The organism is Ruegeria sp. G7 (assembly GCF_056535465.1).
The window spans coordinates 475,091-500,825 of record NZ_JBQFIL010000001.1 but is presented as its reverse complement, the minus strand read 5'-3'; the positions used below and the strand labels follow the sequence as shown (position 1 = coordinate 500,825).

The 25,735-nt window shown below is 60.7% G+C and carries 24 protein-coding genes and 1 tRNA gene; 13 read left to right on the top strand and 12 right to left on the bottom strand.

Going from position 1 to position 25,735, the window contains the following annotated elements; translation table 11 throughout:
• Positions 1 to 11 precede the first annotated feature (11 nt).
• From dnaE to ACR3EN_RS02450, 3 genes are all read left to right on the top strand, one after another.
• Positions 12 to 3,512, top strand: coding sequence for a DNA polymerase III subunit alpha (gene dnaE / locus ACR3EN_RS02460; protein WP_480819203.1), 3,501 nt, complete (start codon positions 12 to 14; stop codon positions 3,510 to 3,512).
• Positions 3,513 to 3,585: 73 nt separating this feature from the next.
• Positions 3,586 to 3,807 carry a YMGG-like glycine zipper-containing protein gene (locus ACR3EN_RS02455; RefSeq protein WP_480819204.1) on the top strand — a complete coding sequence of 74 codons (222 nt, stop codon included), beginning with the start codon at positions 3,586 to 3,588 and terminating at the stop codon, positions 3,805 to 3,807.
• Positions 3,808 to 3,812: 5 nt separating this feature from the next.
• Positions 3,813 to 4,181, top strand: coding sequence for a hypothetical protein (locus ACR3EN_RS02450; protein WP_480819205.1), 369 nt, complete (start codon positions 3,813 to 3,815; stop codon positions 4,179 to 4,181).
• A 4-nt stretch (positions 4,182 to 4,185) separates the two neighbouring features.
• Here ACR3EN_RS02450 and ACR3EN_RS02445 read toward each other — a convergent pair whose 3' ends face one another.
• Positions 4,186 to 4,380, bottom strand: a complete 195-nt coding sequence (locus ACR3EN_RS02445) for a SlyX family protein (protein WP_480530827.1) — start codon at positions 4,378 to 4,380, stop codon at positions 4,186 to 4,188.
• A gap of 135 nt (positions 4,381 to 4,515) precedes the next feature.
• Between ACR3EN_RS02445 and hisS the strand changes: the two genes are divergently transcribed.
• Genes hisS through hisG form a run of 3 tightly spaced genes read left to right on the top strand, consistent with a single transcriptional unit; the run spans position 4,516 to position 7,781 of the window.
• The gene (gene hisS / locus ACR3EN_RS02440; protein WP_480870319.1) at positions 4,516 to 6,003 is read left to right on the top strand and encodes a histidine--tRNA ligase; all 1,488 of its coding nucleotides are present in this window, start codon (positions 4,516 to 4,518) and stop codon (positions 6,001 to 6,003) included.
• A 3-nt stretch (positions 6,004 to 6,006) separates the two neighbouring features.
• Positions 6,007 to 7,095 (top strand): ATP phosphoribosyltransferase regulatory subunit, encoded by a 1,089-nt coding sequence (locus ACR3EN_RS02435; RefSeq protein WP_480870317.1) that lies wholly within the window; start codon positions 6,007 to 6,009, stop codon positions 7,093 to 7,095.
• Positions 7,092 to 7,781, top strand: a complete 690-nt coding sequence (gene hisG, locus ACR3EN_RS02430) for an ATP phosphoribosyltransferase (RefSeq protein WP_480870314.1) — start codon at positions 7,092 to 7,094, stop codon at positions 7,779 to 7,781. Before ACR3EN_RS02435 ends, hisG begins: the two co-directional genes overlap by 4 nt.
• Here hisG and ACR3EN_RS02425 read toward each other — a convergent pair.
• A complete protein-coding gene (locus tag ACR3EN_RS02425; RefSeq protein ID WP_480819209.1) occupies positions 7,778 to 8,209 on the bottom strand; it encodes a DUF1489 family protein in 432 nt (143 codons plus the stop codon). The two genes, hisG and ACR3EN_RS02425, sit on opposite strands and share 4 nt — an antisense overlap.
• Before the next feature lie 129 nt (positions 8,210 to 8,338).
• On the opposite strand from ACR3EN_RS02425, the gene ACR3EN_RS02420 reads away from it, so the two are divergent.
• On the top strand, positions 8,339 to 10,621 hold the full coding sequence (locus ACR3EN_RS02420) for an adenosylcobalamin-dependent ribonucleoside-diphosphate reductase (protein ID WP_480819210.1): 2,283 nt from the start codon (positions 8,339 to 8,341) through the stop codon (positions 10,619 to 10,621).
• A 78-nt stretch (positions 10,622 to 10,699) separates the two neighbouring features.
• Positions 10,700 to 11,635: a hypothetical protein gene (locus ACR3EN_RS02415; RefSeq protein WP_480819211.1), complete on the top strand. Its 936-nt coding sequence runs from the start codon at positions 10,700 to 10,702 to the stop codon at positions 11,633 to 11,635.
• Positions 11,636 to 11,754: 119 nt separating this feature from the next.
• On the opposite strand, the gene ACR3EN_RS02410 is transcribed toward ACR3EN_RS02415, so the two are convergent.
• The 8 genes from ACR3EN_RS02410 to ACR3EN_RS02375 all read right to left on the bottom strand — a co-directional run bounded on the left by ACR3EN_RS02410 (position 11,755) and on the right by ACR3EN_RS02375 (position 20,264).
• Positions 11,755 to 11,831 (bottom strand) — tRNA-Met (locus ACR3EN_RS02410).
• Positions 11,832 to 11,925: 94 nt separating this feature from the next.
• A complete protein-coding gene (locus tag ACR3EN_RS02405) occupies positions 11,926 to 12,885 on the bottom strand; it encodes an alpha/beta fold hydrolase (RefSeq protein ID WP_480819228.1) in 960 nt (319 codons plus the stop codon).
• Positions 12,885 to 14,357 (bottom strand): flavin-containing monooxygenase, encoded by a 1,473-nt coding sequence (locus ACR3EN_RS02400; protein WP_480819229.1) that lies wholly within the window; start codon positions 14,355 to 14,357, stop codon positions 12,885 to 12,887. Before ACR3EN_RS02400 ends, ACR3EN_RS02405 begins: the two co-directional genes overlap by 1 nt.
• Before the next feature lie 77 nt (positions 14,358 to 14,434).
• Entirely contained in the window at positions 14,435 to 15,238 is an 804-nt protein-coding gene (locus tag ACR3EN_RS02395) for a PaaX family transcriptional regulator C-terminal domain-containing protein (protein WP_480870311.1), read from the bottom strand.
• A 43-nt stretch (positions 15,239 to 15,281) separates the two neighbouring features.
• Entirely contained in the window at positions 15,282 to 17,306 is a 2,025-nt protein-coding gene (gene paaZ / locus ACR3EN_RS02390; RefSeq protein WP_480819231.1) for a phenylacetic acid degradation bifunctional protein PaaZ, read from the bottom strand.
• A 27-nt stretch (positions 17,307 to 17,333) separates the two neighbouring features.
• The gene (locus ACR3EN_RS02385) at positions 17,334 to 18,686 is read right to left on the bottom strand and encodes a TRAP transporter large permease (protein WP_480819232.1); all 1,353 of its coding nucleotides are present in this window, start codon (positions 18,684 to 18,686) and stop codon (positions 17,334 to 17,336) included.
• Positions 18,686 to 19,189 carry a TRAP transporter small permease gene (locus ACR3EN_RS02380; protein ID WP_480870309.1) on the bottom strand — a complete coding sequence of 168 codons (504 nt, stop codon included), beginning with the start codon at positions 19,187 to 19,189 and terminating at the stop codon, positions 18,686 to 18,688. The genes ACR3EN_RS02385 and ACR3EN_RS02380 overlap by 1 nt, the downstream gene beginning before the upstream one ends.
• Positions 19,190 to 19,244: 55 nt before the next feature.
• Positions 19,245 to 20,264, bottom strand: a complete 1,020-nt coding sequence (locus ACR3EN_RS02375) for a TRAP transporter substrate-binding protein (RefSeq protein ID WP_480819234.1) — start codon at positions 20,262 to 20,264, stop codon at positions 19,245 to 19,247.
• A gap of 179 nt (positions 20,265 to 20,443) precedes the next feature.
• On the opposite strand from ACR3EN_RS02375, the gene paaG reads away from it, so the two are divergent.
• The 5 genes from paaG to ACR3EN_RS02350 all read left to right on the top strand — a co-directional run bounded on the left by paaG (position 20,444) and on the right by ACR3EN_RS02350 (position 23,881).
• A complete protein-coding gene (gene paaG / locus ACR3EN_RS02370; RefSeq protein WP_480819235.1) occupies positions 20,444 to 21,229 on the top strand; it encodes a 2-(1,2-epoxy-1,2-dihydrophenyl)acetyl-CoA isomerase PaaG in 786 nt (261 codons plus the stop codon).
• Position 21,230: 1 nt separating this feature from the next.
• The gene (paaI, locus tag ACR3EN_RS02365) at positions 21,231 to 21,659 is read left to right on the top strand and encodes a hydroxyphenylacetyl-CoA thioesterase PaaI (RefSeq protein ID WP_480819236.1); all 429 of its coding nucleotides are present in this window, start codon (positions 21,231 to 21,233) and stop codon (positions 21,657 to 21,659) included.
• Positions 21,660 to 21,676: 17 nt separating this feature from the next.
• Positions 21,677 to 22,984, top strand: coding sequence for a phenylacetate--CoA ligase PaaK (gene paaK / locus ACR3EN_RS02360; protein ID WP_480819237.1), 1,308 nt, complete (start codon positions 21,677 to 21,679; stop codon positions 22,982 to 22,984).
• A gap of 18 nt (positions 22,985 to 23,002) precedes the next feature.
• On the top strand, positions 23,003 to 23,599 hold the full coding sequence (locus ACR3EN_RS02355; protein WP_480819238.1) for a TetR/AcrR family transcriptional regulator: 597 nt from the start codon (positions 23,003 to 23,005) through the stop codon (positions 23,597 to 23,599).
• Positions 23,600 to 23,668: 69 nt separating this feature from the next.
• On the top strand, positions 23,669 to 23,881 hold the full coding sequence (locus ACR3EN_RS02350; RefSeq protein WP_480819239.1) for a hypothetical protein: 213 nt from the start codon (positions 23,669 to 23,671) through the stop codon (positions 23,879 to 23,881).
• 3 nt (positions 23,882 to 23,884) lie between these two features.
• Here the strand turns inward: ACR3EN_RS02350 and ACR3EN_RS02345 are convergent, their stop codons facing one another.
• Both ACR3EN_RS02345 and paaE read right to left on the bottom strand, forming a co-directional pair.
• Complete coding sequence (locus tag ACR3EN_RS02345) at positions 23,885 to 24,643, bottom strand: Phenylacetic acid catabolic protein (protein WP_480819240.1); 759 nt, start codon at positions 24,641 to 24,643, stop codon at positions 23,885 to 23,887.
• 13 nt (positions 24,644 to 24,656) lie between these two features.
• Entirely contained in the window at positions 24,657 to 25,730 is a 1,074-nt protein-coding gene (gene paaE / locus ACR3EN_RS02340) for a 1,2-phenylacetyl-CoA epoxidase subunit PaaE (protein ID WP_480819241.1), read from the bottom strand.
• Positions 25,731 to 25,735 lie beyond the last annotated feature (5 nt).

Genomic DNA, 25,735 nt, shown 5'->3' with positions numbered 1-25,735 from the left:
GCGTAGGGGGCATGAGCAGTACCCCTCGATTCATTCACCTCCGCGTTCACACCGAATATTCTCTGCTGGAAGGCGCTGTGCGGCTGAAGAAGCTGCCGGGTCTGTGCGAGAAGGCCGAGATGCCTGCCGTTGCGGTGACGGACACCAATTCGATGTTCTCGGCGTTGGAGTTTTCCGTGACCGCCAGCGGTGCGGGTATTCAGCCGATCATGGGATGTCAGGTTGATTTGGCGTTTGTGCAGGCGCAGCCCGGTGAGAAGCCGAAAGCGCCCGCGCCGCTGGTGCTGCTGGCGCAGTCCGAGGCCGGGTATGAGAACCTGATGAAGCTCAGCTCGTGCCTCTATGTGGACAAGGGCGGGCAGTTGCCGCAGGTCACGTTGGATGAGTTGGCCGAGAGGTCCGATGGCCTGATCTGCCTGACCGGCGGACCGGACGGGCCGGTGGGGATGTTGCTGCAGCAGGGGCAGCGCCCGGCGGCCGAGGCTTTGGTGGACCGGCTGGCCGGAATGTTTCCGGATCGGCTCTATATCGAGTTGCAGCGCCATCCCGGTGAGGATGGCCAACCCGAGGCCGAACGCCTGACCGAGCGTGGCCATGTGGAGATGGCGTATGCCAAGAACCTGCCGTTGGTCGCCACCAACGACGTCTATTTCCCGACTTCGGATATGTACGAAGCGCATGACGCGCTGATCTGTATCGCCGAAGGAGCCTATGTCGATCAGCAGGAGGGCCGTCGTCGCCTGACGGCGCAGCATTATTTCAAGTCGCAGCAGGAAATGGTGACGCTGTTCGCCGATCTGCCCGAGGCCATCGAGAACACAGTTGAGATTGCACGACGTTGCGCTTTCATGGCCTATCGCCGCGATCCGATCCTGCCGAAATTTGCCGATGATGAGGTGGCTGAGCTACGGCGCATCGCCAATGAGGGCCTGCAGAAACGTCTTGCGGTTATCCCCCATGCCGTGACGCCTGAGGAGTATCAGGAACGGCTGGACTTTGAACTGGGCATCATCGAGGGCATGGGTTTTCCTGGCTATTTCCTGATCGTTGCCGACTTTATCCAATGGGCCAAGGATCACGACATTCCGGTCGGGCCGGGGCGGGGGTCTGGCGCTGGCTCGCTGGTGGCCTATGCGTTGACGATCACCGACCTTGACCCGCTGCGCTATTCTCTGCTGTTTGAACGCTTCCTGAACCCAGAACGGGTCTCGATGCCCGACTTCGACATCGACTTCTGCATGGACCGCCGTGAAGAGGTGATCCGCTACGTGCAGCAGAAATACGGGCGCGATAAGGTGGGGCAGATCATCACCTTTGGTGCATTGCTGTCGAAGGCGGCGGTGCGCGATATCGGGCGGGTGCTGCAAATGCCTTACGGGCAGGTGGACCGCCTGTCCAAGATGATCCCGGTTGAGGGGGTCAAGCCCGTCTCCATCGAAAAGGCGTTGAAAGACGAACCCCGCCTGCGGGAAGAGGCGCGCAGTGAAGAGGTCGTCGACCGGTTGCTGACCTATGGCCAGCAGGTCGAGGGGCTGTTGCGCAACGCCTCAACGCACGCGGCTGGGGTGGTGATTGGGGATCGTCCGCTGGATGCGTTGGTGCCGATCTATCAGGACCCGCGCTCGGACATGCCTGCGACCCAGTTCAACATGAAATGGGTGGAACAGGCCGGGTTGGTGAAATTCGACTTTCTGGGTCTGAAAACCCTGACAGTGATCCAGAACGCGATGGATATCATCTTCAAATCCGGCCGGCCCCTGCACATTGCGGCGGATGGCACCGAGCTATACGAACCCGCCGAAGGGGCCGAGAACCAGATCAACGCCATCCCGCTGGATGATGAGGCGACATACAAGCTCTATTCGGCGGCCAAGACGGTGGCTGTGTTCCAGGTGGAAAGCTCGGGCATGATGGATGCGCTCAAGCGGATGAAACCTGACTGCATCGAAGATATCATTGCGCTGGTCGCGCTTTACCGTCCCGGCCCGATGGAGAACATTCCCAAGTTCTGCGAGGTCAAGAACGGGCTGAGCCAGCGGGACAAACTGCACCCGTCCATCGACCATATTCTGGACGAAACCCAAGGCATCATCGTCTATCAGGAGCAGGTGATGCAGATCGCGCAGGAAATGGCGGGCTACAGCCTTGGTGGCGCGGATCTGCTGCGCCGCGCGATGGGTAAGAAAATCCAAGAGGCGATGGACGCCGAGCGGCCCAAATTTCTGAAAGGGGCTGCCGAGAACAACGTGGACGAGGCAAAGGCGACCGAGGTTTGGAACCTGCTGGACAAGTTTGCCAACTACGGCTTCAACAAATCCCACGCGGCGGCCTATGCGGTCGTCAGCTATCAGACCGGTTGGCTGAAGGCGAACCACCCGGTCGAGTTCATGGCGGGCGTCATGAACTGCGATATCCACCTGACCGACAAGCTGGCTGTCTATTTCGAAGAGGTTCGGAAGGGGCTGGACCTGCCCTATGTCCCGCCTTGCGTAAACCGCTCTTTGGCGACGTTCGACGTGATCGACGGGCACCTCGTTTATGGGCTGGGCGCTTTGAAAAATGTGGGGGTCGAGGCGATGAACCTTGTGGTCGACGGGCGCGCGGATAAGCCGTTCGTCAACCTGTTCGATTTCTCCCGCAGGGTTGACCTGAAGCGTGTGGGCAAACGCCCGCTGGAAATGCTGGCTCGCGCCGGGGCCTTCGACCAGCTCGACGGTAACCGCCGCCGGGTGTTCGAAAGCCTCGATGCGCTGGTCAACTACTCGGCCGCGATTCACGAGCAAAGGAACTCAAATCAGGTTTCTTTGTTTGGCGAGGCGGGCGACGATCTGCCCGAACCGCGCCTGTCGCCATCACCAGATTGGTTGCCGGCAGAGCGGCTGAGCGAAGAGTTCAAGGCGATTGGTTTCTACCTGTCCGGCCACCCGCTGGACGACTATATGCCCGCTCTGAAACGCAAGCAGGTCATGACACTGGATGAAGTGACCGAGAAGGCGCGTTCGGGTCCATTGATCGCGAAGATGGCGGGTGTTGTCGCCGGGCGGCAGGAACGCAAATCGGCGCGCGGCAACCGGTTCGCCTTTGCGCAACTGTCCGACCCGACAGGGGCCTATGAGGTCACGCTGTTCTCGGACACGCTGGAGAAATGTCGCGAGTTTCTGGAAACCGGTGCGCAGGTGGTTCTGACCGCCGAAGCCACGATGGAGGCCGACCAACTCAAACTGCTTGGCCGTTCGGTCGGCCCCGTCGATTCAGTGGTGGCGGACGCAGGCGCGACCGGATTGCGGATATATGTCGACACTCCGCAGGTTTTGGCCACGGTCGCCAAAATCCTCGAAGACGCCGGAACGGCGGCCAAAGGCGCTGCTAAAGGGCCGATCCAGATGTGCCTTTTGGACAAGAATCTGCCCGGTGACGTCGAGATGGACCTGGGTCAGAGCTTTCCGGTGAACCCGCAGATCAAAGGTGCGATCAAGTCGCTGGATGGCGTGATCTCGGTCGAAGAAATCTGAACCACCCCTTTGTTGCCTCGGCCCATATCCCTCGCTAGGCTAGCTGCGTGGGATTAGAAGGAAGGGCACAGATATGACGATTGCTGGCATGGGGTTCAGGGCGGTAACGGGCGCTTTGGCTGTAATTCTTGTTCTTGCGACGGCAGGGGCCGGGTTGGCGGATGATAAAAAGAAGAAAAAGCAAACCATCGAAGGCGCATTGATCGGCGCAGGCGTCGGCGCATTGATCGGAGACGGGAAGGGCGCGGCCATTGGTGGCGTGGCCGGTGCCATCATCGGCCATAACTGGAAGTGAATAAGATGAAAATCAGCGTTTTCAAATCTGCACTTTGCATTGGCTTCTTTATTGCCCCGACCCTTGCGCTTGCGGATGAGGCCGCCGAGCAAATGGTGCAGGATGCACTGCCTGTGATGCACTATACCTGCGCCTCGATTGCGGAAGAGGCCGATGGGGACGAAGCCTTTGTGGTGAGCGTTGTCGAAAAGATGACGGCCCTGTCGCTTTATAATCGTCAGATCAATATCGAAGATCACGCGACCACCGACGAGGAAAAAGCCCAACTGCGTGAGGCGTTCATCGCCGCTTTGTCCGACGCCTGTGCCGCCGACAAAGATGCCCTGCTTGGGGGAGTGGTCGATTCAGCGGTGAAAACAACGCTGGGGCTTTGACCCCTCAATAATGCGGCGGGCGTTCGTCGCCGTAGACGATTCCGCCTGACCCTTCCTGCGCCCGTTCCGCTTCGCGCTGGAACAGCATTTCGACGCGGCGGGTCAGGCGGTCGATCTCGTCCTGTTGCCGGGTGACGATCGTGTTCAACTCGTCGACGGTGCGGGTCAGGTGGGCGATCTGTTCTTCCAGATGCTGCATTCGGGGGCTCCTGTGCTTGCGCCGGTCATAGCGGCCAAGTGCCCCTATGACCAGAGAAACCGCGCGCCGCGCTTGCCCCGATGCGGGCCATGGGATAGACCGCGCGCGGAACACTCAGCCCCAAGGACGCCCCACATGGCCAAGCCCAAGAAACAGCCCCGCCCCAAGGCCGTCACGCCGAAAGGGTTCCGCGACTATTTCGGCCAGGAAGTCTCGCAGCGCACCGAGATGCTGCGGACGATTGCGGGCGTCTATCATCGCTATGGGTTCGACGCTTTGGAAAGCAGCGCGGTCGAGACCGTCGAGGCGCTGGGCAAGTTCCTGCCTGATGTGGACCGCCCCAACGAGGGCGTCTTTGCGTGGCAGGAGTTTGACGAGGGCGGCAACGGCGACTGGATGGCGCTGCGCTATGACCTGACCGCGCCTTTGGCCCGGGTCTACGCTCAGCACCGCAATGATCTGCCGACGCCCTATCGCCGCTACGCGATGGGTCCGGTCTGGCGCAATGAGAAGCCGGGGCCGGGGCGGTATCGTCAGTTTTACCAGTGTGATGCGGATACGGTGGGCACGGCTTCGATGGCTGCTGATGCCGAGATCTGCGCGATGCTGTCGGACACGCTGGAGACCGTGGGTATCCCACGTGGCGATTATCTGGTGCGCGTCAACAACCGCAAAGTTCTGAATGGCGTCCTTGAGGCGATGGGTCTGGGCGAAGACCTCACCGCCCGCGACAATGTCCTGCGCACCATCGACAAGTTCGACAAGGTGGGCGAGGCCGGGGTGCGTGAGCTGCTGACCAAGGGCCGTCTGGATGCCTCGGGGGCGTTTATCGATGGCGTAGGTCTCAGCGATGATCAGGCCGAGCCCGTGATTGCCTTTCTGACGTCCAAGGCTGCCGATACCGCCGGAACGCTGGCCAACCTGCGCGCAGCTGTTGGCGACAGTAAGATCGGCGCGGACGGGATTGCCGAGTTGGAACAGATTGGTGCCCTGCTGGATGCGGGCGGCTATGGCGCGGATCGTATCGAGATTGACCCCTCGGTCGTGCGTGGCCTCGGTTACTATACCGGGCCGGTTTATGAAGCCGAACTGACCTTTGAGATATTCGACGAAAAAGGCCGCAAGCGGCAGTTTGGGTCGGTTTCGGGCGGGGGTCGTTATGACGATCTGGTCAAACGCTTCACCGGGCAGGAAGTGCCTGCGACCGGAATCTCCATTGGTGTGGACCGCCTGCTGGCCGCTCTGCGCGAGAAGGGCCGGATCACTGCGCAGGCGACGGGTCCTGTTGTCGTTACGGTCATGGACCGCGACCGGATGGCCGACTATCAGGCCATGGTCGCCGAACTGCGCAATGCGGGTATCCGGGCCGAGGTTTATCTGGGCAACCCCAAGAACTTCGGCAATCAGTTGAAATACGCGGACAAGCGGAACTCACCCATTGCGGTGATCGAAGGCGGTGACGAGAAGGCCAATGGCATCGTGCAAATCAAGGACCTGATCCTTGGGGCCAAGATCGCCGAAAGCGCGACGCTGGAGGAGTGGAAGGAACGCCCCAGCCAGTTCGAAGTGCCGCGCGGTGATCTGGTCGCCAAAGTGCGCGAAATTCTGGACAGTCAGGACTGAGTGATGCCCAACCGTTCCCAGATACAGGCCCGCGCCGCGATGATGCGCGTCCGGTTCGAGGCCGCCGGTGCGCAGGTGGTCGATACGCCGCTGCTGCAACCGGCGGAAACGCTGCTTGATCTCTATGGTGAGGATATCCGCGCCCGTGCCTATGTGACCTCGGACGCGCTGCGCGGCGAGCAGATGCTGCGCCCCGATTTCACTTTGCCGGTGGTGCAGATGCATATGTCCGAAGGGGCCGAGCCTGCGCGGTACACCTACTCCGGCGAGGTCTTCCGCCGTCAGGAACACGACCCGGATCGCTCGAACGAATACATTCAGGTCGGGTATGAGGTCTTTGACCGCAATGATCCCGCCGGGGCCGATGCCGAAGTATTCTCTCTGTTCGCTCTGCAACTGCGCGGGATACCGTTGCGCGCGGCGACCGGGGATATTGGCATCCTGACTGCCGCTGTTGCGGGGCTGAAAACCACTGACCGGCGCAAAGCCGCGTTAATGCGGCATCTCTGGCGTCCGCGCCGGTTTCGGGTGTTGCTGGATCGCTTTGCAGGCCGCAAGCCGGGCCCCGAGGGGCGTGACGCCCTGCTGGACGCAGCGGACCCTCTGGCAATGGACGTGCCCATGATCGGCAAACGCCGCACCTCTGAGATTGAGGCGCGCATCGCCGCGCTGCGTGAGGACCGGGATACACCGCCCATTTCGGACAGTGAATTGGTGGGGCTGGAAACGCTGCTGAACGTGCGCGAAACCATGCCCTTTGCTTTGGAACAACTGCGCGACGTCGCGGTCGACCTGCCCCAGATCACCCCTGCACTGGATCGACTGGAAGGCCGTATCGCCGCGCTGCAGGCGCGGGGCGTCGATGTCGAGCGGTTGGATTTCGAAGCCTCCTATGGCCGCACGTCAATGGAGTATTATGACGGTTTTGTCTTTGGCTTTTACGCCGAAGGCCGCCCGGACCTGCCGCCGATCGCCACCGGTGGGCGCTACGATGCACTGACCCGGCAATTGGGCGGCGGCGCAGAAATCCCCGCAGTGGGCGGTGTGCTGCGCCCCGACCTGATGCTCGAGATCGAGGAGGGTGCCCAATGAGCCTGAAGCTGGGCGTGCCCTCGAAGGGCCGGTTGATGGACAAGACGTTCTCGTGGTTCGAAAAGCGCGGCATCATCCTGTCGCGCAGCGGATCGGACCGGGAATATGCGGGCAAGGTCGAAGGGATCGACGGCGTCTCGCTGATCCTTTTGTCGGCCGGGGAAATCCCGCGTGAACTGGCAGAAGGGCGTATCCATCTGGGTGTCACCGGGATTGATCTGGTGCAGGAAAAACTGCCGCGCTGGGAGCAGCAGGTCGAAGAGATTTCGCAGCTTGGGTTCGGCAGGGCCGATCTGATCATCGCGACACCCGCCTGCTGGGTGGATGTGGACACGCTGGATGATCTGGACGCGGCAGCAGCAGCGTTTCGCAAGACTCATGGTCATAGGCTGCGGATCGCAACCAAATATCATCGGCTGGTGCGCGAGTTCCTGACGGACGCTGGGGTGGCCGATTACACTCTGGTCGACAGTCAGGGCGCGACCGAGGGTACGGTGATGAACGAAACCGCCGAGGCGATTGCCGACATCACCTCGACCGGGGAAACCCTGCGCGCGAACCACCTGAAGATCCTGTCGGATGGGATGATCCTGCAGTCGCAGGCGACCTTGTGGCGCAGCCGCGTGGCGCAATACGATCCGGCAGAAAAGGCGGTTCTGAACGATCTGCTGGACCGGATGCGTTAGAGCACGCCGATCTCGGCCAAAGCACGGTTGAGATCGTCGGGCAGAGCATCGTCCTGCTCGCGCCCTTTCGGCAGATCGGCGGGCGTGTCTTCGGGTTTCAGATAGCGCCAGCCCTGAAACGGGCGCTTCAACGCGTTCTGAGTGCGATGCACCTCGGGGTCCAGCACGATGGCGCAGCGGCGGATACCGTCCTCGCCTCGCACTTCGTCCAGACGCAGGATGCGCTGGCGGCACTGGATCACGCCTTTGATCACCCAATAGATTGATCCACCATTCAGAATCTCGGCCTCGCGCTTGGGCCACATGCGGGTGACGTGGCGCGGGCATCCATCCTCATAGAGCGGCTTGCGACTGTCCTGCCACGCCATCAGCGTGTCAACGCTTTCCGATCCGACGGACAGTTTGATGAGGTTTACGTACTTATCCACAGTTTTCCCACAGAGTCGTCCCATGGCGGGTCCCTATATTGTAGCCTTCTGCGCCTTGTCATCAAGGTGTTGTGGTTTACTTGTGATCTGGGGTAATCTGTATCCCTTCGTCAGCACAGGGAATCACCAATGAGCCGCTTTGCCGCCCCCATCGCCGAGCAGATCTGGGACATGAAATACCGTTTCAAACAAGCGGATGGCACACCCATCGATCAGACGGTCGAGGACAGTTGGCGGCGCATCGCCCGCGATCTGGCGCGGGTGGAGAAGGACCCGGCGCATTGGGAAGAAAAGTTCTATGAGGCGCTGGAGGATTTCAAATACCTGCCCGCCGGCCGCATCACCGCGGGCGCTGGGACCGCGCGGCAGGTAACTCTGTTCAATTGCTTTGTCATGGGCACCGTCCCCGACAGCATGGGCGGCATTTTCGACATGCTGAAAGAGGCCGCGCTGACCATGCAGCAGGGTGGGGGGATCGGCTATGATTTCTCGACGATCCGCCCGCGTGGCGCGGATGTGAAAGGGGTCGCCGCCGACGCATCGGGGCCGTTGTCGTTCATGGATGTCTGGGACGCGATGTGCCGGACGATCATGTCCGCAGGCTCGCGTCGGGGGGCGATGATGGCAACCATGCGCTGCGATCACCCGGATATCGAACAGTTTATAACTGCGAAATCTGACCCCGCGCGGCTGCGTATGTTCAACATGTCGGTGCTGGTGACCGATCCGTTCATGGAGGCCGTCAAAGCCGATGGCCCGTGGGAGTTGGTGTTCGACGGCAAGATCTATCACACCGTTCAGGCCCGTGATCTGTGGAACAAGATCATGCAGGCCACCTATGACTATGCCGAGCCCGGCGTGATCTTCATCGACCGGATCAACAAGGCCAACAACCTGAACTACGTCGAGACGATTGCTGCCACGAACCCCTGTGGCGAACAGCCCCTGCCGCCCTATGGGGCGTGCTTGCTGGGTTCGATCAATCTGGCGCGACTGGTCGCGGACCCGTTCGAAGATGCGGCGCATCTGGACGAGGCGGCCTTGCAAGAGCTGGTCGCCACTGCCGTGCGCATGATGGACAACGTGGTGGACGCGTCGAAATTCCCTCTGGCCGAGCAAGAGGCCGAAGCGCAAGACAAGCGCCGTATCGGGCTGGGCGTGACAGGTCTGGCCGATGCTTTGCTGATGCTGGGTCTGCGCTATGGGTCCGACGAGGCGGCGCGTCAGACCGAGCGCTGGTTGCACAGCATCGCTCGCGCCGCATACCTGGCGTCGGTGCAATTGGCGAAGGAGAAAGGGGCATTCCCCCTGTTCGACGCCGAGAAATATCTGGCCAGCGGCACCATGCAGCAGATGGATGACGATGTGCGCGATGCGATCCGCGAGCATGGTATCCGCAACGCGCTGCTGACCTCGATTGCGCCAACGGGCACGATTTCCTTGTATGCAGGCAACGTGTCTTCCGGGATCGAGCCGGTCTTTGCCTATGCCTACACCCGTAAGGTTCTGCAGAAGGACGGCTCCCGCACTGAGGAAGAAGTCGTGGACTATGCCGTCCAGATGTGGCGCGGCAAGTTTGGTGACTCCGAGTTGCCCGACTATTTCGTCAATGCGCAGACGCTGACCCCATCCGACCACGTCAAGATGCAGGCGGCGGCTCAGAAATGGATAGACAGCTCGATTTCCAAGACGATCAACTGCCCCGAAGATATCAGTTTCGACGCCTTCAAGGATGTCTACATGCAGGCCTGGGATCAGGGCTGCAAAGGCTGCACCACCTATCGCCCGAACGATGTGACCGGCTCGGTTCTGACCGTGTCTGAAAGTGACGACAAAGCCCCGGGCGAAAGCGCCGATGCCCCTCATGAGGTAGATGGTGGCGAGGTTGTCTATATGTCAGAACCGCTGGACCGTCCGCAATCGCTGGAAGGGTCGACCTACAAGCTGAAATGGCCGGATAGCGAACACGCAATCTACCTGACGATCAACGATATCGTCATCGCTGGCAGGCGTCGTCCCTTCGAAGTGTTCATAAATTCGAAGAACATGGAGCATTATGCCTGGACGCTGGCTCTGACCCGTATGATTTCAGCCGTGTTCCGGCGCGGTGGGGATGTTTCGTTTGTGGTCGAAGAACTCAAAGCGGTGTTCGACCCGCGCGGTGGTGCTTGGGTGAAGGGCAAGTACATTCCGTCGATCCTGGCGGCGATTGGCGGCGTGATCGAGCAACACATGATCAATATCGGCTTTCTGGAAGGGGAAGGCATGGGGCTGAAATCTGACCCGCAAGCGCAAGTGGTCAATATGGACGCCCCGCGCGGCAGAGCATGCCCGTCTTGCGGTCAGTTTGACATGGTGATGATCGAAGGGTGCATGACCTGCCGTAGTTGCGGTCATTCTAAGTGTGGCTGAGGGCAGGAATGCTTCGGGGCACAGGTTTGAGAGCAATTAAGGGTGCGTGCCCGCAAATCTGACAATCCGGTGGTGAGAATGGTCCAGGAAATTTGGCTTCACATCGGCACCGCAAAAAGCGGCACCACCGCCCTCCAGCATTACTGCAATGAGAATGCGGCTGCGCTGGGACGTGCAGGACTTCTGTACGCAACGGTCAAAAGGCACTCTTCGGTTAACAAGCTTGCTATTGCGATCAATCGAAAACGTTCAGAACAACTGCAGGAGATCTCATCGCATCTGACCCGCCTGATTGAAAGCAGTCGCGCGCCGAAAGTTTTGATTTCTTCAGAGATGCTGTACGGGATGGCCCCCGAGCGCATCATCGAGGCAGTGCCGATCCTTGGCAGCTACCCCTTGAATGTGCTGGTTTATTTTCGCAGGCAAGACCGGTACATCGAAAGTAAGTATTTGCAAAAACTCAAGAATGGCAGGTTCCGGGGAACGATCTGGGACTACATCAAGAAGTTTGATGGATCCGGTTCGGATTATTATGCGGAACTGCGGCCTTGGTTTGATATGGAATGCGACATTCATCCGCGCATATGCGAGCCCAAAAGCCTGGTTGGGGGCTCTACAGTAACGGATGCTTTGTCTGTGATGGGGTTTGAGGCGTTGGCTGGCATGGTGCCGGACACTCGGGTCGAAAACACATCCCCATCTCTGGGGCGCATACAACTGTTGCAGGTGCTGGCTGATGCAGGGCACCCAAAAGTGCGGCGAGTCCAAAGGGCATTGCCTCCGGATCAGCAAGGCAAGGCGCAGGTGCTGACACGGGATCAGCGGATAAGGTATATTGAGAAGTATATGGGCAGCAATGAAGCGCTGCGCCGGTCATTTTTTCCCGCGCGTGCCCAGCTCTTTGCAACCGATGACCTTGCTGAGAGCGCAGAGCAAGTGTCTACGGGCTATACCGAAGCTCAGTTGGCAGAGATTCGGCAGATGTTTGAGGTGCTCCTGAAGACCAAGGGGTAAACGGTGCTTGAGCCGGTTCGCAAGAAAATTGAAGGGCAACCGCGTCCAAGCCGTGTTCAAACGGTACCGCAGGATATCTGTTTCGCGCGTGTTGCCGAGGCCGTTTTCAGAGGGGATTTTGGTAGCGGAGGAGGGACTTGAACCCCCGACACGCGGATTATGATTCCGCTGCTCTAACCAACTGAGCTACTCCGCCATGGGTGAGAGGCGATTTAAGCGAGGGACCGGGGAGGGTCAAGAGGGAAAACATCGCTGGCAGAGATTCTTTGCAAGCCTTCTCAGTTCCGGTTTTACGTCGCAGCCGAGGCGGGTTTTGCGTCCGCGATCTGGCGGATGAAGCGCGCGCAAGCCTCCGGTTCGGTGATGAGGATCATATGCCCGCGATGTTCCATTTTCTCATAGCTCAGCCCGAACTTCGTCATTGCTGCGCCATGGGTCTGAGCCGATAGAATAGGGTCTTCGGTCCCAAACAGGATACCGCCGGGGGTGTTCAGCTCTCCATAGCGTTGCGCAACCGCCTCCATGCTGGTTTGCACTCCGATCACGTCCTGCGACGCGGTGATGAAGGCCGAGGGGCGCAGGCCGAGCGCACCCCCGGCACGATCCAGAAAATCGGCGGGCGCGGGTTCGGGGGCAAAGACCTCTTTCAGCACCATGGGTGCGGTTTTTCGCGCCATCGGAACAGCGATGGTGTTGCCGATCAGGCTGCGCAGCCATTCGGCGCGGATTTCAAGCGGCTTGAACACAGCGGGCGGCGCGGGCATAGGCTGCGTCAGGGGCGCCAGCAGCGCCAGGGCGGCGGTTTTGTCGGGATAGTCCAGTGCCATCGCCAGAGACACCGCGCCACCGAGAGAGTGGCCAACCAAGATGGCCTGGTCGACATCTTTTGTCTCGAGGAACGCATGGATCATACGGGCTTGTTCCGGCAGCGCTGCCAATTCGGCCGCGTCGCGTGTCGAATACCCGCAGCCCGGACGATCAAGTGCGAGAACGTGATACTGCTGTGCAAGGTCATCCATCAGAGCATATGTGAAATGCTGCAACTGACCCGAGAGCCCATGGATCATCACGATTGTCGGATTGGTCGGGTCGCCTTTTTCGACATAGTGGATACTACCGCCGGGCACGGGCACGATCTGCCCCAGTTGCGGGACCATGTTGCTTCCCTGCCGCGTCAGGCGGCGGGTCCAGAGGTGCATTCCCAAAAGGAAGGCGGCCAGCAGAAGAACAATCGTCAGCAGGATCGACATCACGGGTCTCCGTTTGCTTCGCTAAGGGCATGGTATTGTTCCAGGCCTGATCGTGCCATGCGTTTCCTGAATTCCGACACGGTGCCCGGCCAGAGCGTTGTGTTTCGCCCGTCGGCGTCCTGATACCACGAGGTGCAGCCGCCCGCTTGCCAAACGCTTTCAACGTGACGGTCCTGCATCTCTTGCGTGAATGCCGCCTGTTTATCGGCAGCCGGGGTGATGATGCGCAGGCCGTCGCTTTGCATTGCCGACAAAACGCGCCCGATATGGCCGACCTGCGCCTCGATCATCAGCACGACCGAGTTATGCCCCAGCCCTGTATGCGGGCCAAGCAGGATGAAGAAATTCGGAAAACCGGCGATCGCGGTGCCAAGATTCGCCTGCATGCCATCAGACCAGGCCTGTTTCAGCGTCAGGCCCCTGGTTCCGGTGATATCGAGGTTTTCGACCACATCTGTGACATGGAACCCGGTGCCCCAGACCAGAATATCAGCCTCGGTCTGACTGCCATCGCTGGCCGTAATGCGGTTGTGATCAATCGAGGCGACCGCATGTGGCACCACATCCACATTCTGGCGCGCCAGCGTCGGGTACCAGTCATTCGAGCTGAGGATGCGTTTGCATCCGATTGCGTAATCCGGCGTCAGCGCGGCCTTGAGGGCGGGATCGCTGATTGCCCCCTCCAAGGCTTGTCGCCACATTTTCATCGCAAACTCAACGGCGCGTGGCTCGCCCCGGAAGACACGGTGGCGGAACTCGAACAGCATGTAGATCAACTGGCGCCGGACGCGGGGCAACAGTGGAAGATGCCGGTACAGGCGACGCACCCATGGCGCGATTGGTCCGTCCGGGCGAGGCAGAACATAGGGCGCGCTGCGCTGGAAGATGGTGACCCGAGCGGCCGTTTTGGCGATCTCGGGGACAAACTGGACGGCAGAAGCGCCGGTGCCGATAACGGCAACCCTTTTGCCGGTCAGCGCAACGTCATGGTCCCATTGGGCCGAGTGAAAACTGGGGCCAGCAAAGCTGTCGGCCCCGGCAATATGCGGGATGAGGGGCACATGCAGCGCGCCAATCGCCGAGACCAGAAACCGTGCGGACCAGCGGTGGCCATCCTCGGTCTCGACCTGCCAGCGCGTGCCGTCCCAATGGGCGGATTTCAGGGTCTGATGGAAGTGGCAGAGGTCGTACAACCCCTCATCCCGCGCGATGCCTTGCAGATAGGACTGAATCTCGGCCCCGCCGGCATAGGCACGGGTCCAATCCGGGTTCAGATGTGTTGCCATCGAATAGAGGTGCGAGGGCACGTCGCAAGCCACACCGGGATAGGTGTTCTCACGCCATGTTCCGCCAATATCGCCAGCTTTTTCCAGAATGGTGATGTCCGACAAACCGCGCTTGCGTGCCTCAAGCGCCATCGTCAGGCCCGAGAAGCCGGCTCCGACGATCAGCATATCTGTCTGTGTTGCCATCTCTGCCTGCCCCCTCAGATTGTGCGGTGAATTGATGATATGGCGCGCGGGGGTAGTTTGAACAGGCTGCCCTTTGGTCAAGCGTTCCCGCTCAGAACTGCCGCCGAGGGGCGGGGTAGCCGGTCGAGCAGGCCAAACACATTGTCGCGGCAGTCGGGGCCCACCCAGTCCGCCGGATAGAAGGCCGGGGGCAGGTCGGGCTGCCGCAGCACCACCCGTCGCCAGCGGTGCACCAGCAGGGTGCGCAGCGTCGCGCTCTGCAGTGGGGTTGGCTTCCATGTATCCGGGCCTGATTGGGCGGCGCGATTGGTCGCCGCTAGCAACGCCTGACAGGCTGCGCGCTGCTCGGGCGGACAAAGCTTGTCCTGAACCCATTTGGGGGCGCTGCGGGGGGATATGTCCAGCGCCAACAGGCCATCCGTCTGATCCGGCGCAGGGCCTGCGCCCAAAGCGACATTGCGCCCGACGGGGATGTAATCATGGCTCAGCATCACGTCCTCAAGCACCTGCGTGCCCGAGCCGTCATTTGCGATCAGAAGATGCCAGTGTTCAACCGGGGCCGGACCCCGTGCGTAGATGCGGGGGGTGACGGCGGCGGATTGGGTGCGTCCGAACTCGGTCAGAACATGGCGCGAGACGCGGCCGATACGGTCGCTTTCAATCCAGCCATCCTTGCGCAGGCGGTGCAGGGCAACACGGATCGCCTCGGGCTTGATCCCCATCGGCTCGATGATCCGGGTCAGCGCCCCGCCCGAGATCTGTGCGCCGGGCTCCTGCGCCATGTCGCCGAACAGCGAGACAATGATCGACCACACCCGCTGATCCTGCGGGTCCGTCAGCTCGGCCACAGCCGTTTCGAACCACGGGCTTTGATTGGTCATGCGACCAGTTTAACCCATTAGAGCCAATAAGAAAAACAGGTATTCAGCGGGCGTTCATGGTCAGCAGCTCATATTCTGCCACCGGTTCGTCGTCCTGATTGGTCAGCGACACGTGCCAGCGCACCTCGCCATAGTCTTCATTGCGCGGGGTTTTCTGTTTGACGGTCAGACGCACCTTGATGCTGTCTCCGGCAACGACAGGCTTCATGAAGCGCAGCCCGTCCAGCCCGGTATTGGCCAGCACCGGCCCCTCGTTCGGTTCCACGAACAGGCCCGCCGCGAAGCTGAGCAACAGGTAGCCATGCGCCACGCGACCGGGGAAGAACGGATTTCGCGCCGCTGCGTCCTCGTCCATATGGGCATAGAACGTATCGCCGGTGAAATGGGCGAAATGCTCGATATCGTCCAGCGTGATCGTGCGCGGATCGGTGTGCAGCGTCTCGCCGATCTGCAGCTCTCCGAATTTGCGGGTGAAGGGATGCGCTGGGCCTTTGATTTCGGGCGCTCCGGGCACCCATCTGGGGCCGATGCTGCTGAGCATTCGGGGCGAGCCCTGAATCGCGGTGCGCTGCATATAGTGTTTCACGCCGCGCACGCCGCCCAGTTCCTCGCCCCCGCCCGCGCGACCGGGTCCGCCATGCACCATATGCGGCAGCGGCGAGCCATGGCCTGTCGATTCCCCCATCGAATCCCGGTCGTTGATGTAAATCCGCCCGTTATAGGCTGCCGCACCCATCACCACGGTGCGGGCAACATCGGTGTCATGGGTGATCAGCGACGTCACCAGCGACCCCTGACCGCGATTGACTAACTCCACAGCATGATCCAGGTCGCGATAGCCCATCAGGGTCGAAACCGGGCCGAAGGCCTCGGTATCATGCACGCGCTGGGCGTTGTCGGGATCGGTACAGTGGAACAGCATCGGGGGCACGAAGGCTCCGGTCTCGGGGCCTTGGAGGTCGAAGGTATCGGGGTTGCCGAAGACGCGCTCGGCCTCCTGCCCGATCAGGGCGGCCTTTTCCAGCACATCAGCCTTTTGCCCGTTCGACACCAGCGCGCCCATGCGGGTGGTCTCGGTCCGAGGGTCGCCGATGGTGATCTTTGCCAGCCGGTCCGACAGTGCGGCGATCACTGCGTCGACCTGCGCTTCGGGTGCGATGATGCGGCGGATGGCGGTGCATTTCTGGCCCGCCTTGGTGGTCATCTCGCGGCTGACCTCTTTGACGAACAGGTCAAACTCGGGCGTTCCGGGGGCGGCATCCGGGCCAAGGATCGAGGCGTTCAGGCTGTCTTGTTCTGCCACGAACCGGACCGAGTTCTGCAGGATCGCAGGCGTCTGCCGCAGCTTGAGCGCGGTGCTGGCCGAACCGGTGAAGCTGACCACATCCTGACAGCCCAGATGATCCAGCATGTCGCCCAACCCGCCGGACACCAGTTGCAGCGCTCCGGCAGGCAGGATGCCGCTGTCCAGCATGATACGCACCGCCAGTTCGGTGACATAACAGCTGTTGGTGGCAGGCTTCACGATGGCGGGAACGCCTGCCAACAGGGTCGGGGCCAGCTTTTCCAGCATTCCCCAAACCGGGAAGTTGAAGGCGTTGATATGAACCGCGACACCCTGCAGAGGGGTGCAGATGTGCTGACCCAGAAAGGTGCCGTTGCGTGAAAGCTGCTCGGTGTCGCCGTCCAGATAGATCTGCGCATCCGGCATCTCGCGCCGCCCTTTCGAGGCGAAGACAAACATCGTGCCGATGCCGCCGTCGATGTCGATCAGGTGGTCTTTCTGCGTGGCTCCGGTCTCAAAACTGAGGTCATAGAGCGCCTGTTTATGCGCCGATAGCTCCTGCGCCAGAGCTTTCAGCATCCGGGCGCGGTCGTGGAATGTGAGCTTGCGCAGGGCGGGGCCGCCTGAGGTGCGCGCGTAGTCCAGCATTGCCTGCACGTCGAGCGCCACGTTTCCGGCGCTGGCAAAGGGTGCGCCGGTGATGGCCGAGGCGATGGTGCGTGCGCCGTCTCCGGGTGCGATCCATTGGCCTGCGGCAAAGCTGGAAATCTGATGCAGGGACATAGTGTTCTCCTGTGTGAAAGGCGGGGTCTAATGCCCCAACGCGCCCATTTGCTGCGGCAGGTAAAGGACCACGACGGGCACCAGTACGATCAGTGCAAGGCGGAAGATATCGGCGACCCAGAAGGGCGTGACGCCGCGAAAGATAGTGCCGGTCGAAACGTCTCCGACCACGCCTTTCAGGATGAAGACGTTCAGGCCCACGGGCGGCGTAATCAGCGAGATTTCGGTGACCACCACGACGACGATGCCGAACCAGATCGGGTCATATCCCAGCGATGTGACCAGCGGGAAGAAGATCGGGACGGTCAGCAGCAGCATCGAGAGTGACTCGAACACGCAACCCAGAATGATGTAGATGCCGAGGATCATCAGGATCACCACAAAGGGCTCGACATCATAGGCCGTGACCATTGCGATCAGGGCTTCAGGCAACCCGGCCAGATTGATGAAGTTCGAAAAGATTTGCGCGCCGATCAGCACTGCGAACAGGGCCGAAGCGGTAAAGCAGGTCTCCTTTAGCACTTCGAAGGTGGACCCGACCGTCAGGCCGCCACGAAACAGGGCGATCAGGAAAGCCCCGGCGGCGCCCATGCCTGCGGCCTCGGTCGGTGAGAATGTTAGGTTCAGGGGCTCAAAATCGAAGGCACCGTAAAGCCCACCGATGACCAGAAAGAATAGCAACAGCACTGCCCAGACCGAGCCCAGAGCGCGAATGCGTTCGGACCATGTGGCGCGTTCTCCGGCTGGGCCGGAGTCGGGGTTGCGCCAGACGGTCCAGCGCACGGCGAAGAGGTAGAACAAAATGCCAAGGATGCCGGGGATAATGCCCGCCATGAACAGTTTGCCGATCGAGGTCTCGGTCAGCAGCCCGTAGATGACCAGGATGACCGAGGGCGGGATCAGGATGCCCAGCGTGCCACCGGCGGCAATCGACGCGGTCGACAGCTCATCGGAATAGCCATAACGGCGCATCTGCGGCATCGCGACCTTGGACATGGTGGCTGCCGTGGCCAGCGACGATCCGCAAATGGCCGAGAACCCGCCGCAGGCCGCGACGGTTGCCATGGCGATGCCGCCCCGCATATGGCCGAGAAAGGCGTTGGACACTGCATAAAGCTCGCGCGCCATGCCGCCCTTGTTCACAAACAGGCCCATCAGAATGAACAGAGGCACCACCGACAGGCCGTAATCCTGTGCTGTGTCGGTGATCTGGCGGCCCACCATGGACATGGCGGCTTTGAGGCCCCGCTCGGACAGGATCGAACCGCCGCGTTCATAGGCAAAGCCCAGCGTGCCGACGAGGCCCATGGCAAAGACGATGGGCAGGCGCATCAGCACCAGTATCAGGACAATCGCAAATCCGATCAGCGCAGCGGTCATTACAGGGGCTCCGACAGGGTGTTGGGGGCGAAGGCTTTCAGCAGGCCGGTCGCAATCATCACCAGCGCGGTGATGGCGACGGACAGCGCGATGAACCAGCCGATCAGGTAGGTGGGGATCGAGAGATACTCGGTCACATCCCCATAATCCCGCGCGCGTTCGGCCAGAACCCAGACGCGCTGCACCGGCCAGAACAGCATGATGCCGCTGGCCACATAGATCACCACATCGCGGGCGCGTGACAGTTGTAGGCGGTTGAAGAACCCGTCCGTTAGATCGACCGCGATATGCCCGTTTGTGGTCGAGACAATGGGCAGCACCGAAAACACCAGAATGGCCATCAGAATGCGCGTCAGCTCGGTCGCTGCCTCGATCGGTGCGTTGAAGACCGAGCGCAGGATGACGTCGCAAAAGGTCATCACCATCAGGATGAACAGGGCAATGCAGGCCACAATCACGGGAAGGGCGCTGGCACGGCGCACAAGCTGGATTATCGGGGTCATGGGAAACTCGCGCAGGATAAGGCGGGGCGGCGCAATTGGCCGCCGCGCAATCGGATCAGTTCGAGGACATTTCCGATTTGATCATGTCATAGGCCGCCTGTGCGTCGACACCGGTCGCGTCAACTTCGGCGATGACCTTGCCGCGAATGTCTTCGGCGATGGTCGAGAATTTCTCGAGATCCGCGTCGCTGGCCGCGTTGATGGCGTTGCCTTCGGTGGCTTCGGTGGCTTCGCGTCCGGTGGCGTCGATCTCATCCCAGATCTTGCCGATTTCACGGCTCAGGGGTTCGCCGAATACGTTTTCTTCCAACGCCGCCTGCAGGTCTGCGGGCAGATCGGCGAAGGTGTCTTCGTTCATGATAAAGGCAAACGAACCGCGATAGAGGCCGCCGGGCAGTTCATAGACGTTCTGCGCCACCTCGGTCAGCTTGAAGCCCTTGCGGGATTCGAACGGCATCACAACACCGTCGGCGGCTTTCGAGGCCAGCGTTTCATAGACCTTGGGCGCGGGCACCTGAATGCCGGTCGCGCCAAGCGCCGCGCCAACGTCACCGCCAACGCCGCCGGGGATGCGGACCTTGAGGCCTGACACTTCGTCCAGCGAGGTCACGGGGCTGCTGGAATGCAGTTGCGCGGGGCCGTGGGTGTGCAGGGCGATGACCTTGACGCCGCGATGTTCGTCGGCAGCTTTCAGGTGCTGGTCATAGGCGCGCCAATAGGCGACCGAGGCCTCTTCGGCCGAGCCTTCATAGCCCGGCAGTTCGATCAGCTTGGTGGTGACAAAGCGACCCGGCTGATAGCCGTGGAAGATGATCGAGGCATCGGCGGCGCCGTCCATGATCAGGTCCATCTGCGCGGGCGGCGGGGCGATGCCCAGCTTGAGTTCTGCGGTGACTTTACCGTCGGTGGCCTCTTCGACCATCTCGACGAACTTGGGCCACATCTTGGCGTTGATGCCGTGGGTCGGCGGGGCCCAGCTGGAAATCGTCAGGGTGTAATCGGCAGCAAAGGCGATGGTGCCGGACACCGCCAGCGTTGCCGAGGCCAACAGGGTGGTGAGCTTGGTGAATTTCATGACCGGGTCTCCTCCTCAAAAGCGCAAGTCGTGAATTTGGTATTGGTTCGTTTTGTAACTATCAACGGGCCGCAGATGGTCTTGCCGATCCGCCGAGTCACAAAAGCTTGGAGAATTTATTGACCAACCGTTCGGTTTATGCAAGAAGTTTGTTGTAACTTATGCAAAGCGAACCGGGCATGTCTGATACGATTATTTCGCAGAATATGGGGCAATGGGTTGAAATCACACTCAATCGCCCCGATCGCCTGAACAGTTTTACCGACGAGATGCACTATGCCCTGCGCGCCGCGCTTGAGGCCGCGCGGGACGGCGGGGCGCGCGCCGTGCTGCTGACTGGCGCCGGGCGCGGTTTCTGTGCCGGGCAGGATCTGGGCGACCGGAATCCCGCGACGATGGAAGGCCCGCCCGATCTGGGATACACTGTACGCACCTTCTATGCGCCTCTGGTGCGGCTGATCCGGTCGCTTGAGTTTCCAGTTGTCTGCGCCGTCAACGGCGTTGCAGCGGGGGCGGGGGCAAATCTGGCGCTGGCCTGCGATGTGGTGTTGGCCGCCGAATCGGCCAAGTTCATTCAGTCGTTTTCCAAGGTTGGCCTGATCCCCGACACCGGTGGCAGTTGGCACCTTCCGCGTCTTCTGGGCGAGGCGCGGGCCAAGGGTTTGGCGCTGACCGGTCAGCCCTTGCCCGCGCAGCAGGCCGCCGATTGGGGGCTGATCTGGAAGGCGATCCCAGATGCCGATCTGATGGCCGAGGCCCGCGCATTGACCGAACAACTTGCCGATGGCCCAACGCTTGGGTTGGGTTTGACCAAGCAGACGATTCAGGCTGCCGCGACGCATACTCTGACCGAACATCTGGAACTTGAGGCCGACGCAATGAAGACCTGCGGCGAAAGCGCGGATTATGCCGAGGGTGTGACCGCGTTTCTAGAAAAACGCGCGCCGGTATTTCGGGGGAACTAGGATGACGCCGAAGGAACGCGCCCAAAAAGCCGCCGCTGCCATGTGGGGGCGGGACAATGCCTCGAAATGGGCGGGGATGGAGTTGGGCGAGGTTGATGAGGGCCACGCGACCCTGACGCTGACCGTACAGGACCATCACTGCAACGGTCATGGTATCTGTCATGGCGGCGTGACCTTCATGCTGGCCGACAGCGCTTTTGCCTTCGCCTGCAACAGCCGCAATCAGTCCACGGTGGCGCAGCACAATGTCATCAGCTTTGTCGCACCGGCACAGTCCGGCGATCTGCTGACCGCCCGCGCAAGCGAACAAAGCCTGACCGGGCGCAGCGGCATCTATGACGTGACCGTAACCAACCAAACCGGCCAGAAGATCGCGGAATTCCGGGGGTTTTCCCGCGCGGTCAAAGGCCCGGTGTTTGACGAGACCTGAAGACGAAGAGGGATGGCATGAAGGATCTTACTCCGAACAAGGCGGATCTTGATCCGATCGAGATCGCCTCGATTGACGAAATTCGCACGCTGCAACTGGACCGGCTCAAGTGGTCGCTGCGCCATGCCTATGACAACGTGCCCATGTATCGACAGCGGTTTGATGAGGCCGGGGTCCATCCTGATGACCTGCAATCTCTGAGTGATCTGGCGCGATTCCCCTTCACCTACAAGAACGACCTGCGCGAGAATTATCCGTTTGGCCTGTTCGCCGTCCCGCGCGAACAGATCATCCGCGTCCATGCCTCATCGGGCACAACCGGTAAGCCGACCGTCGTGGGGTACACGCAGGGTGATATCGACAACTGGGCCGATCTGGTGGCGCGGTCGTTGAGGGCCAGCGGGTTGCGCCGGGGCGATATGGTGCACAACGCCTATGGCTACGGCCTGTTCACCGGCGGTCTGGGCGCGCATTACGGGATCGAACGCCTTGGGGCCACGGTCGTCCCGATGAGCGGCGGACAGACCGGCAAGCAGGTCGACCTGATCACCGATTTCAAACCCGATGGGATCATGGTGACGCCATCTTATATGCTGAATATTCTTGAGCAGTATCATAAGGTTGGTCTCGATCCGCGCGAAAGCTCTCTGGCGGTTGGCATCTTTGGCGCTGAACCCTGGACGGATTCGATGCGCGCCGAGGTGGAACAAGCTTTCGACATGCATGCCGTCGACATTTACGGCCTGTCCGAGATCATGGGGCCGGGTGTTGCCAATGAATGTGTCGAAACCAAAGACGGCCCGGTGATCTGGGAGGATCACTTCTATCCCGAGATCATCAACCCCGAGACCGGCGAGGTCATGCCCGATGGTGAAATTGGTGAACTGGTCTTTACCACGTTGACCAAAGAGGGACTGCCGATGATCCGCTATCGGACGCGCGATCTGACGCGGTTGCTGCCCGGCACCGCTCGGTCGATGCGGCGGATGGAGAAGATCACCGGACGCTCGGACGATATGATCATCCTGCGCGGCGTGAATGTCTTTCCCAGCCAGATCGAGGAACAGGTTCTGGCGACCGGCGGTCTTGCGCCCTACTACCAGATCGAACTTTACAAAGCGGGCCGGATGGACGCCATGCGCGTGCATGTTGAGGCCACGCCCGACGCGGCGGATGAACTCAGCAAAACTGCCGCCGCCCGGATGCTGTCACGCCGGATCAAAGAGGTGGTTGGCATCTCGACCGAGATCGATATAGGCGAGCCGGGTGAGGTCGAACGCTCGCAGGGCAAGGCCCGGCGCGTGATCGACAATCGGGACATCTGAGCGAGAGAGGGTCAGACATTGGCGCGCACGATAGCAAAAGACCACGACCACAAACGGGCTCGCATACTGAAATCTGCGGCACGCGTCTTTGCGCAAGAGGGGTTTGATCGGGCCTCCATGTCTCAGCTGGCGCGGGAATGTGGGATATCGAAGGCGAATATCTATCACTATTACGACAGCAAGGATGCGATCCTGTTCGATATGCTCGACAGCTATCTGCGGCAGCTGCGGGATCAGATTTGCGGCCTCGACCTTGAAGGTTTGGACCCCGCGGAACGCCTGAAACGCGTGCTGCGGGAAATCCTGCTGGCCTATCAGGGCGTGGATGATGAGCATCGTGTGCAGACCACCGGCATATCCGCGCTGCCAGAAGAACAGCAGAAACTGCTGCGGGGATATCAACGCGAACTGGTGGTGTTTGTCAGCGATATCATCGCCAGCGTTGCGCCCGACACGTTCAAGGGCGACGCTGCCAAACTGCGGGCCACGACCATGTCCGTTTTCGGGATGTTGAACTGGTTCTATATGTGGAACGCGGGCGCAGATGCCGAAGCGCGCGGCGATTATGCGGCGCTGGTGAGCAATCTGACTTTGTCAGGCGTTGACGGTCTTTGACCCTCGGCTGGCGCAGAGTTGATTTGGCTGCGCCGTCCAGATGGGTTTGAATGGGGTCGGAGGTCGCCCATGCAAAGCCCTGATCGTTTCGATAAATTCTACTTCGCCAAAGTGGGTCTGGGCGAAGCGTGCGGCTGCGCCGAACGTGTGATTGATGTGTTCGAGTTCAACAGGAAAGCTGGCGCTCAGACGCAGTCGACAAAGAGCGTCCGGCGCAAACGCCGTTCGCTTCGCGGGTTGGCGGTGAAGTACGGGCTGCTCAGCCGCAAGCGTCAGCCGTGAAGATCAGGGCGCCTTCAGGCCCAGCTTCTCGATCTGTTCGGTCGCTTTGACCACCCACTGATCTTTCATCTCGGCCCCGGTCAACTGCCGCAGGCCCAGCTTGCGAAGCGCCTCGGTTTTCTCGGTGGTCGCTGTCCCGAAGCTGGCCGCAACGCGGGGCCACCAGTACGCGACCGAGGCCTGCAGTTCCGCTGACTTCCCCTGTTCGATCAGCTTGATCGCGCCCTCAAGGGCCAGTTCGCCATGGCGGGCCTCGATCGGGGTGATGTCGCGGAACGCCTCGGCCAGCGGCTGGTAGGATATCTGCGAAAACTGCGCGAGTTGGACTGCAACCGCTTGGCTCATCAGCAGGTTCATGATCACAGCGTCTTCCCATCCCTCAATCGGATAGTTGAAAACGGCAAGGCGCATGTCGTGCTCGGACCGGGTTGCCCCAATATCCGCGTCGCGATCCAGACGGGTGGTCCAGGGGTGGTGAGTGGCATAGCGGTCGGTATTGGCTCCGAACTCACCCATGATTTTCAGAACGCGGTCTGCATTGTCGGTCTTTTCCAGCACAATCTTTGCCGCTGCGATACGTTCCTTGATGCCGGGGCCCTGATTGATCACATCGGCAAAACCCGCAGCCCCTGCCAGCTCGCTGTCCACGAAGGTTGCCATCAGCTTCATCAGCTCCGCGCGATAGCGGGGTGGTACGTTGGTTGGGTTGCTCAGAACGCCACCTGCGGCCAGATAGCTCTCGATTGTCATGTCTTCAGCCATCATACCCTCCGGTCTATTGATCGTAGTCCACGACCACGGTGTCAGTCAGCGGGTAGGCCTGACAGCTCAGGACATAGCCTTTCTCGACCTCGTAATCTTCCAATGCGTGATTGGCGACCATCTCGACCTCGCCCTCAAGCACACGGCAGCGGCAGGTCGAACAAACACCGGCCTTGCAGGCATAAGGCGCGTCCATCGCGTTCTCCAGGGCCGCATCAAGGATCGAGCGATCCTTGGGCATGGTGACCGTCTGCGTTGCGCCGTCCATGGTGATCGATGCCTTGGTCTGGTTGGCTTGCGACGCCGTATCCGCCCCGCTGACCTTGCGCTTGGCGCGACCGGGTTGGGCGCTGGCGAACAGCTCGAACTTGATCTGTCCGTCATTCAAGCCATGCGCACGAAGCGCCGCGGCAATGCCCAGCATCATTGGCTCGGGTCCGCAGATAAAGGCCGTATCCACGTTCTGTACGTCGATCCAGTGTTGAAACAGCTCGGCGCATTTTTCCTGCGTGACCAAACCAGTAAACAACTCGATCTCTTGCGCGTCCGTTTCCAGAATGTGGATCACGTTCAGGCGTCCCATGTAGAGGTTCTTGAGGTCTTCAAGCTCTTCCCGGAACATGATCGTGTTCACGCCTTTGTTGGCATAGACCAGCGTGAACCGGGAATGCGGTTCGCGGGCGAGCGTGGTTTTCAGGATCGACAACACCGGGGTGATGCCCGACCCGCCCGCAAAGCCAAGATATTGCTTTTCCGCAGCTGGATCGATAGCGGTGTGAAAGCTGCCCATCGGCGGCATCGCCTGAACCGTATCGCCTATCTGTAAATCGGTATTAGCCCAGGTCGAAAACGCACCGCCATCCACGCGTTTGATACCGACCTGCAGAACGCCCTCATCCTTGCCTGCGCAGATGGAATAGGACCGACGCAGTTCCTCGCCATCGAAATCGCGGCGGAAGGTCAGGTATTGGCCTTGGGTAAATTCGAAGTCTTCGGTCGAGCCGTTCACCGGTTTCAGCGTCACCACCACCGCGTCGCGGATGGTTTTGTGAATGTCGGTGACTTCCAGATCATGAAAGCGTGCCATCCGGT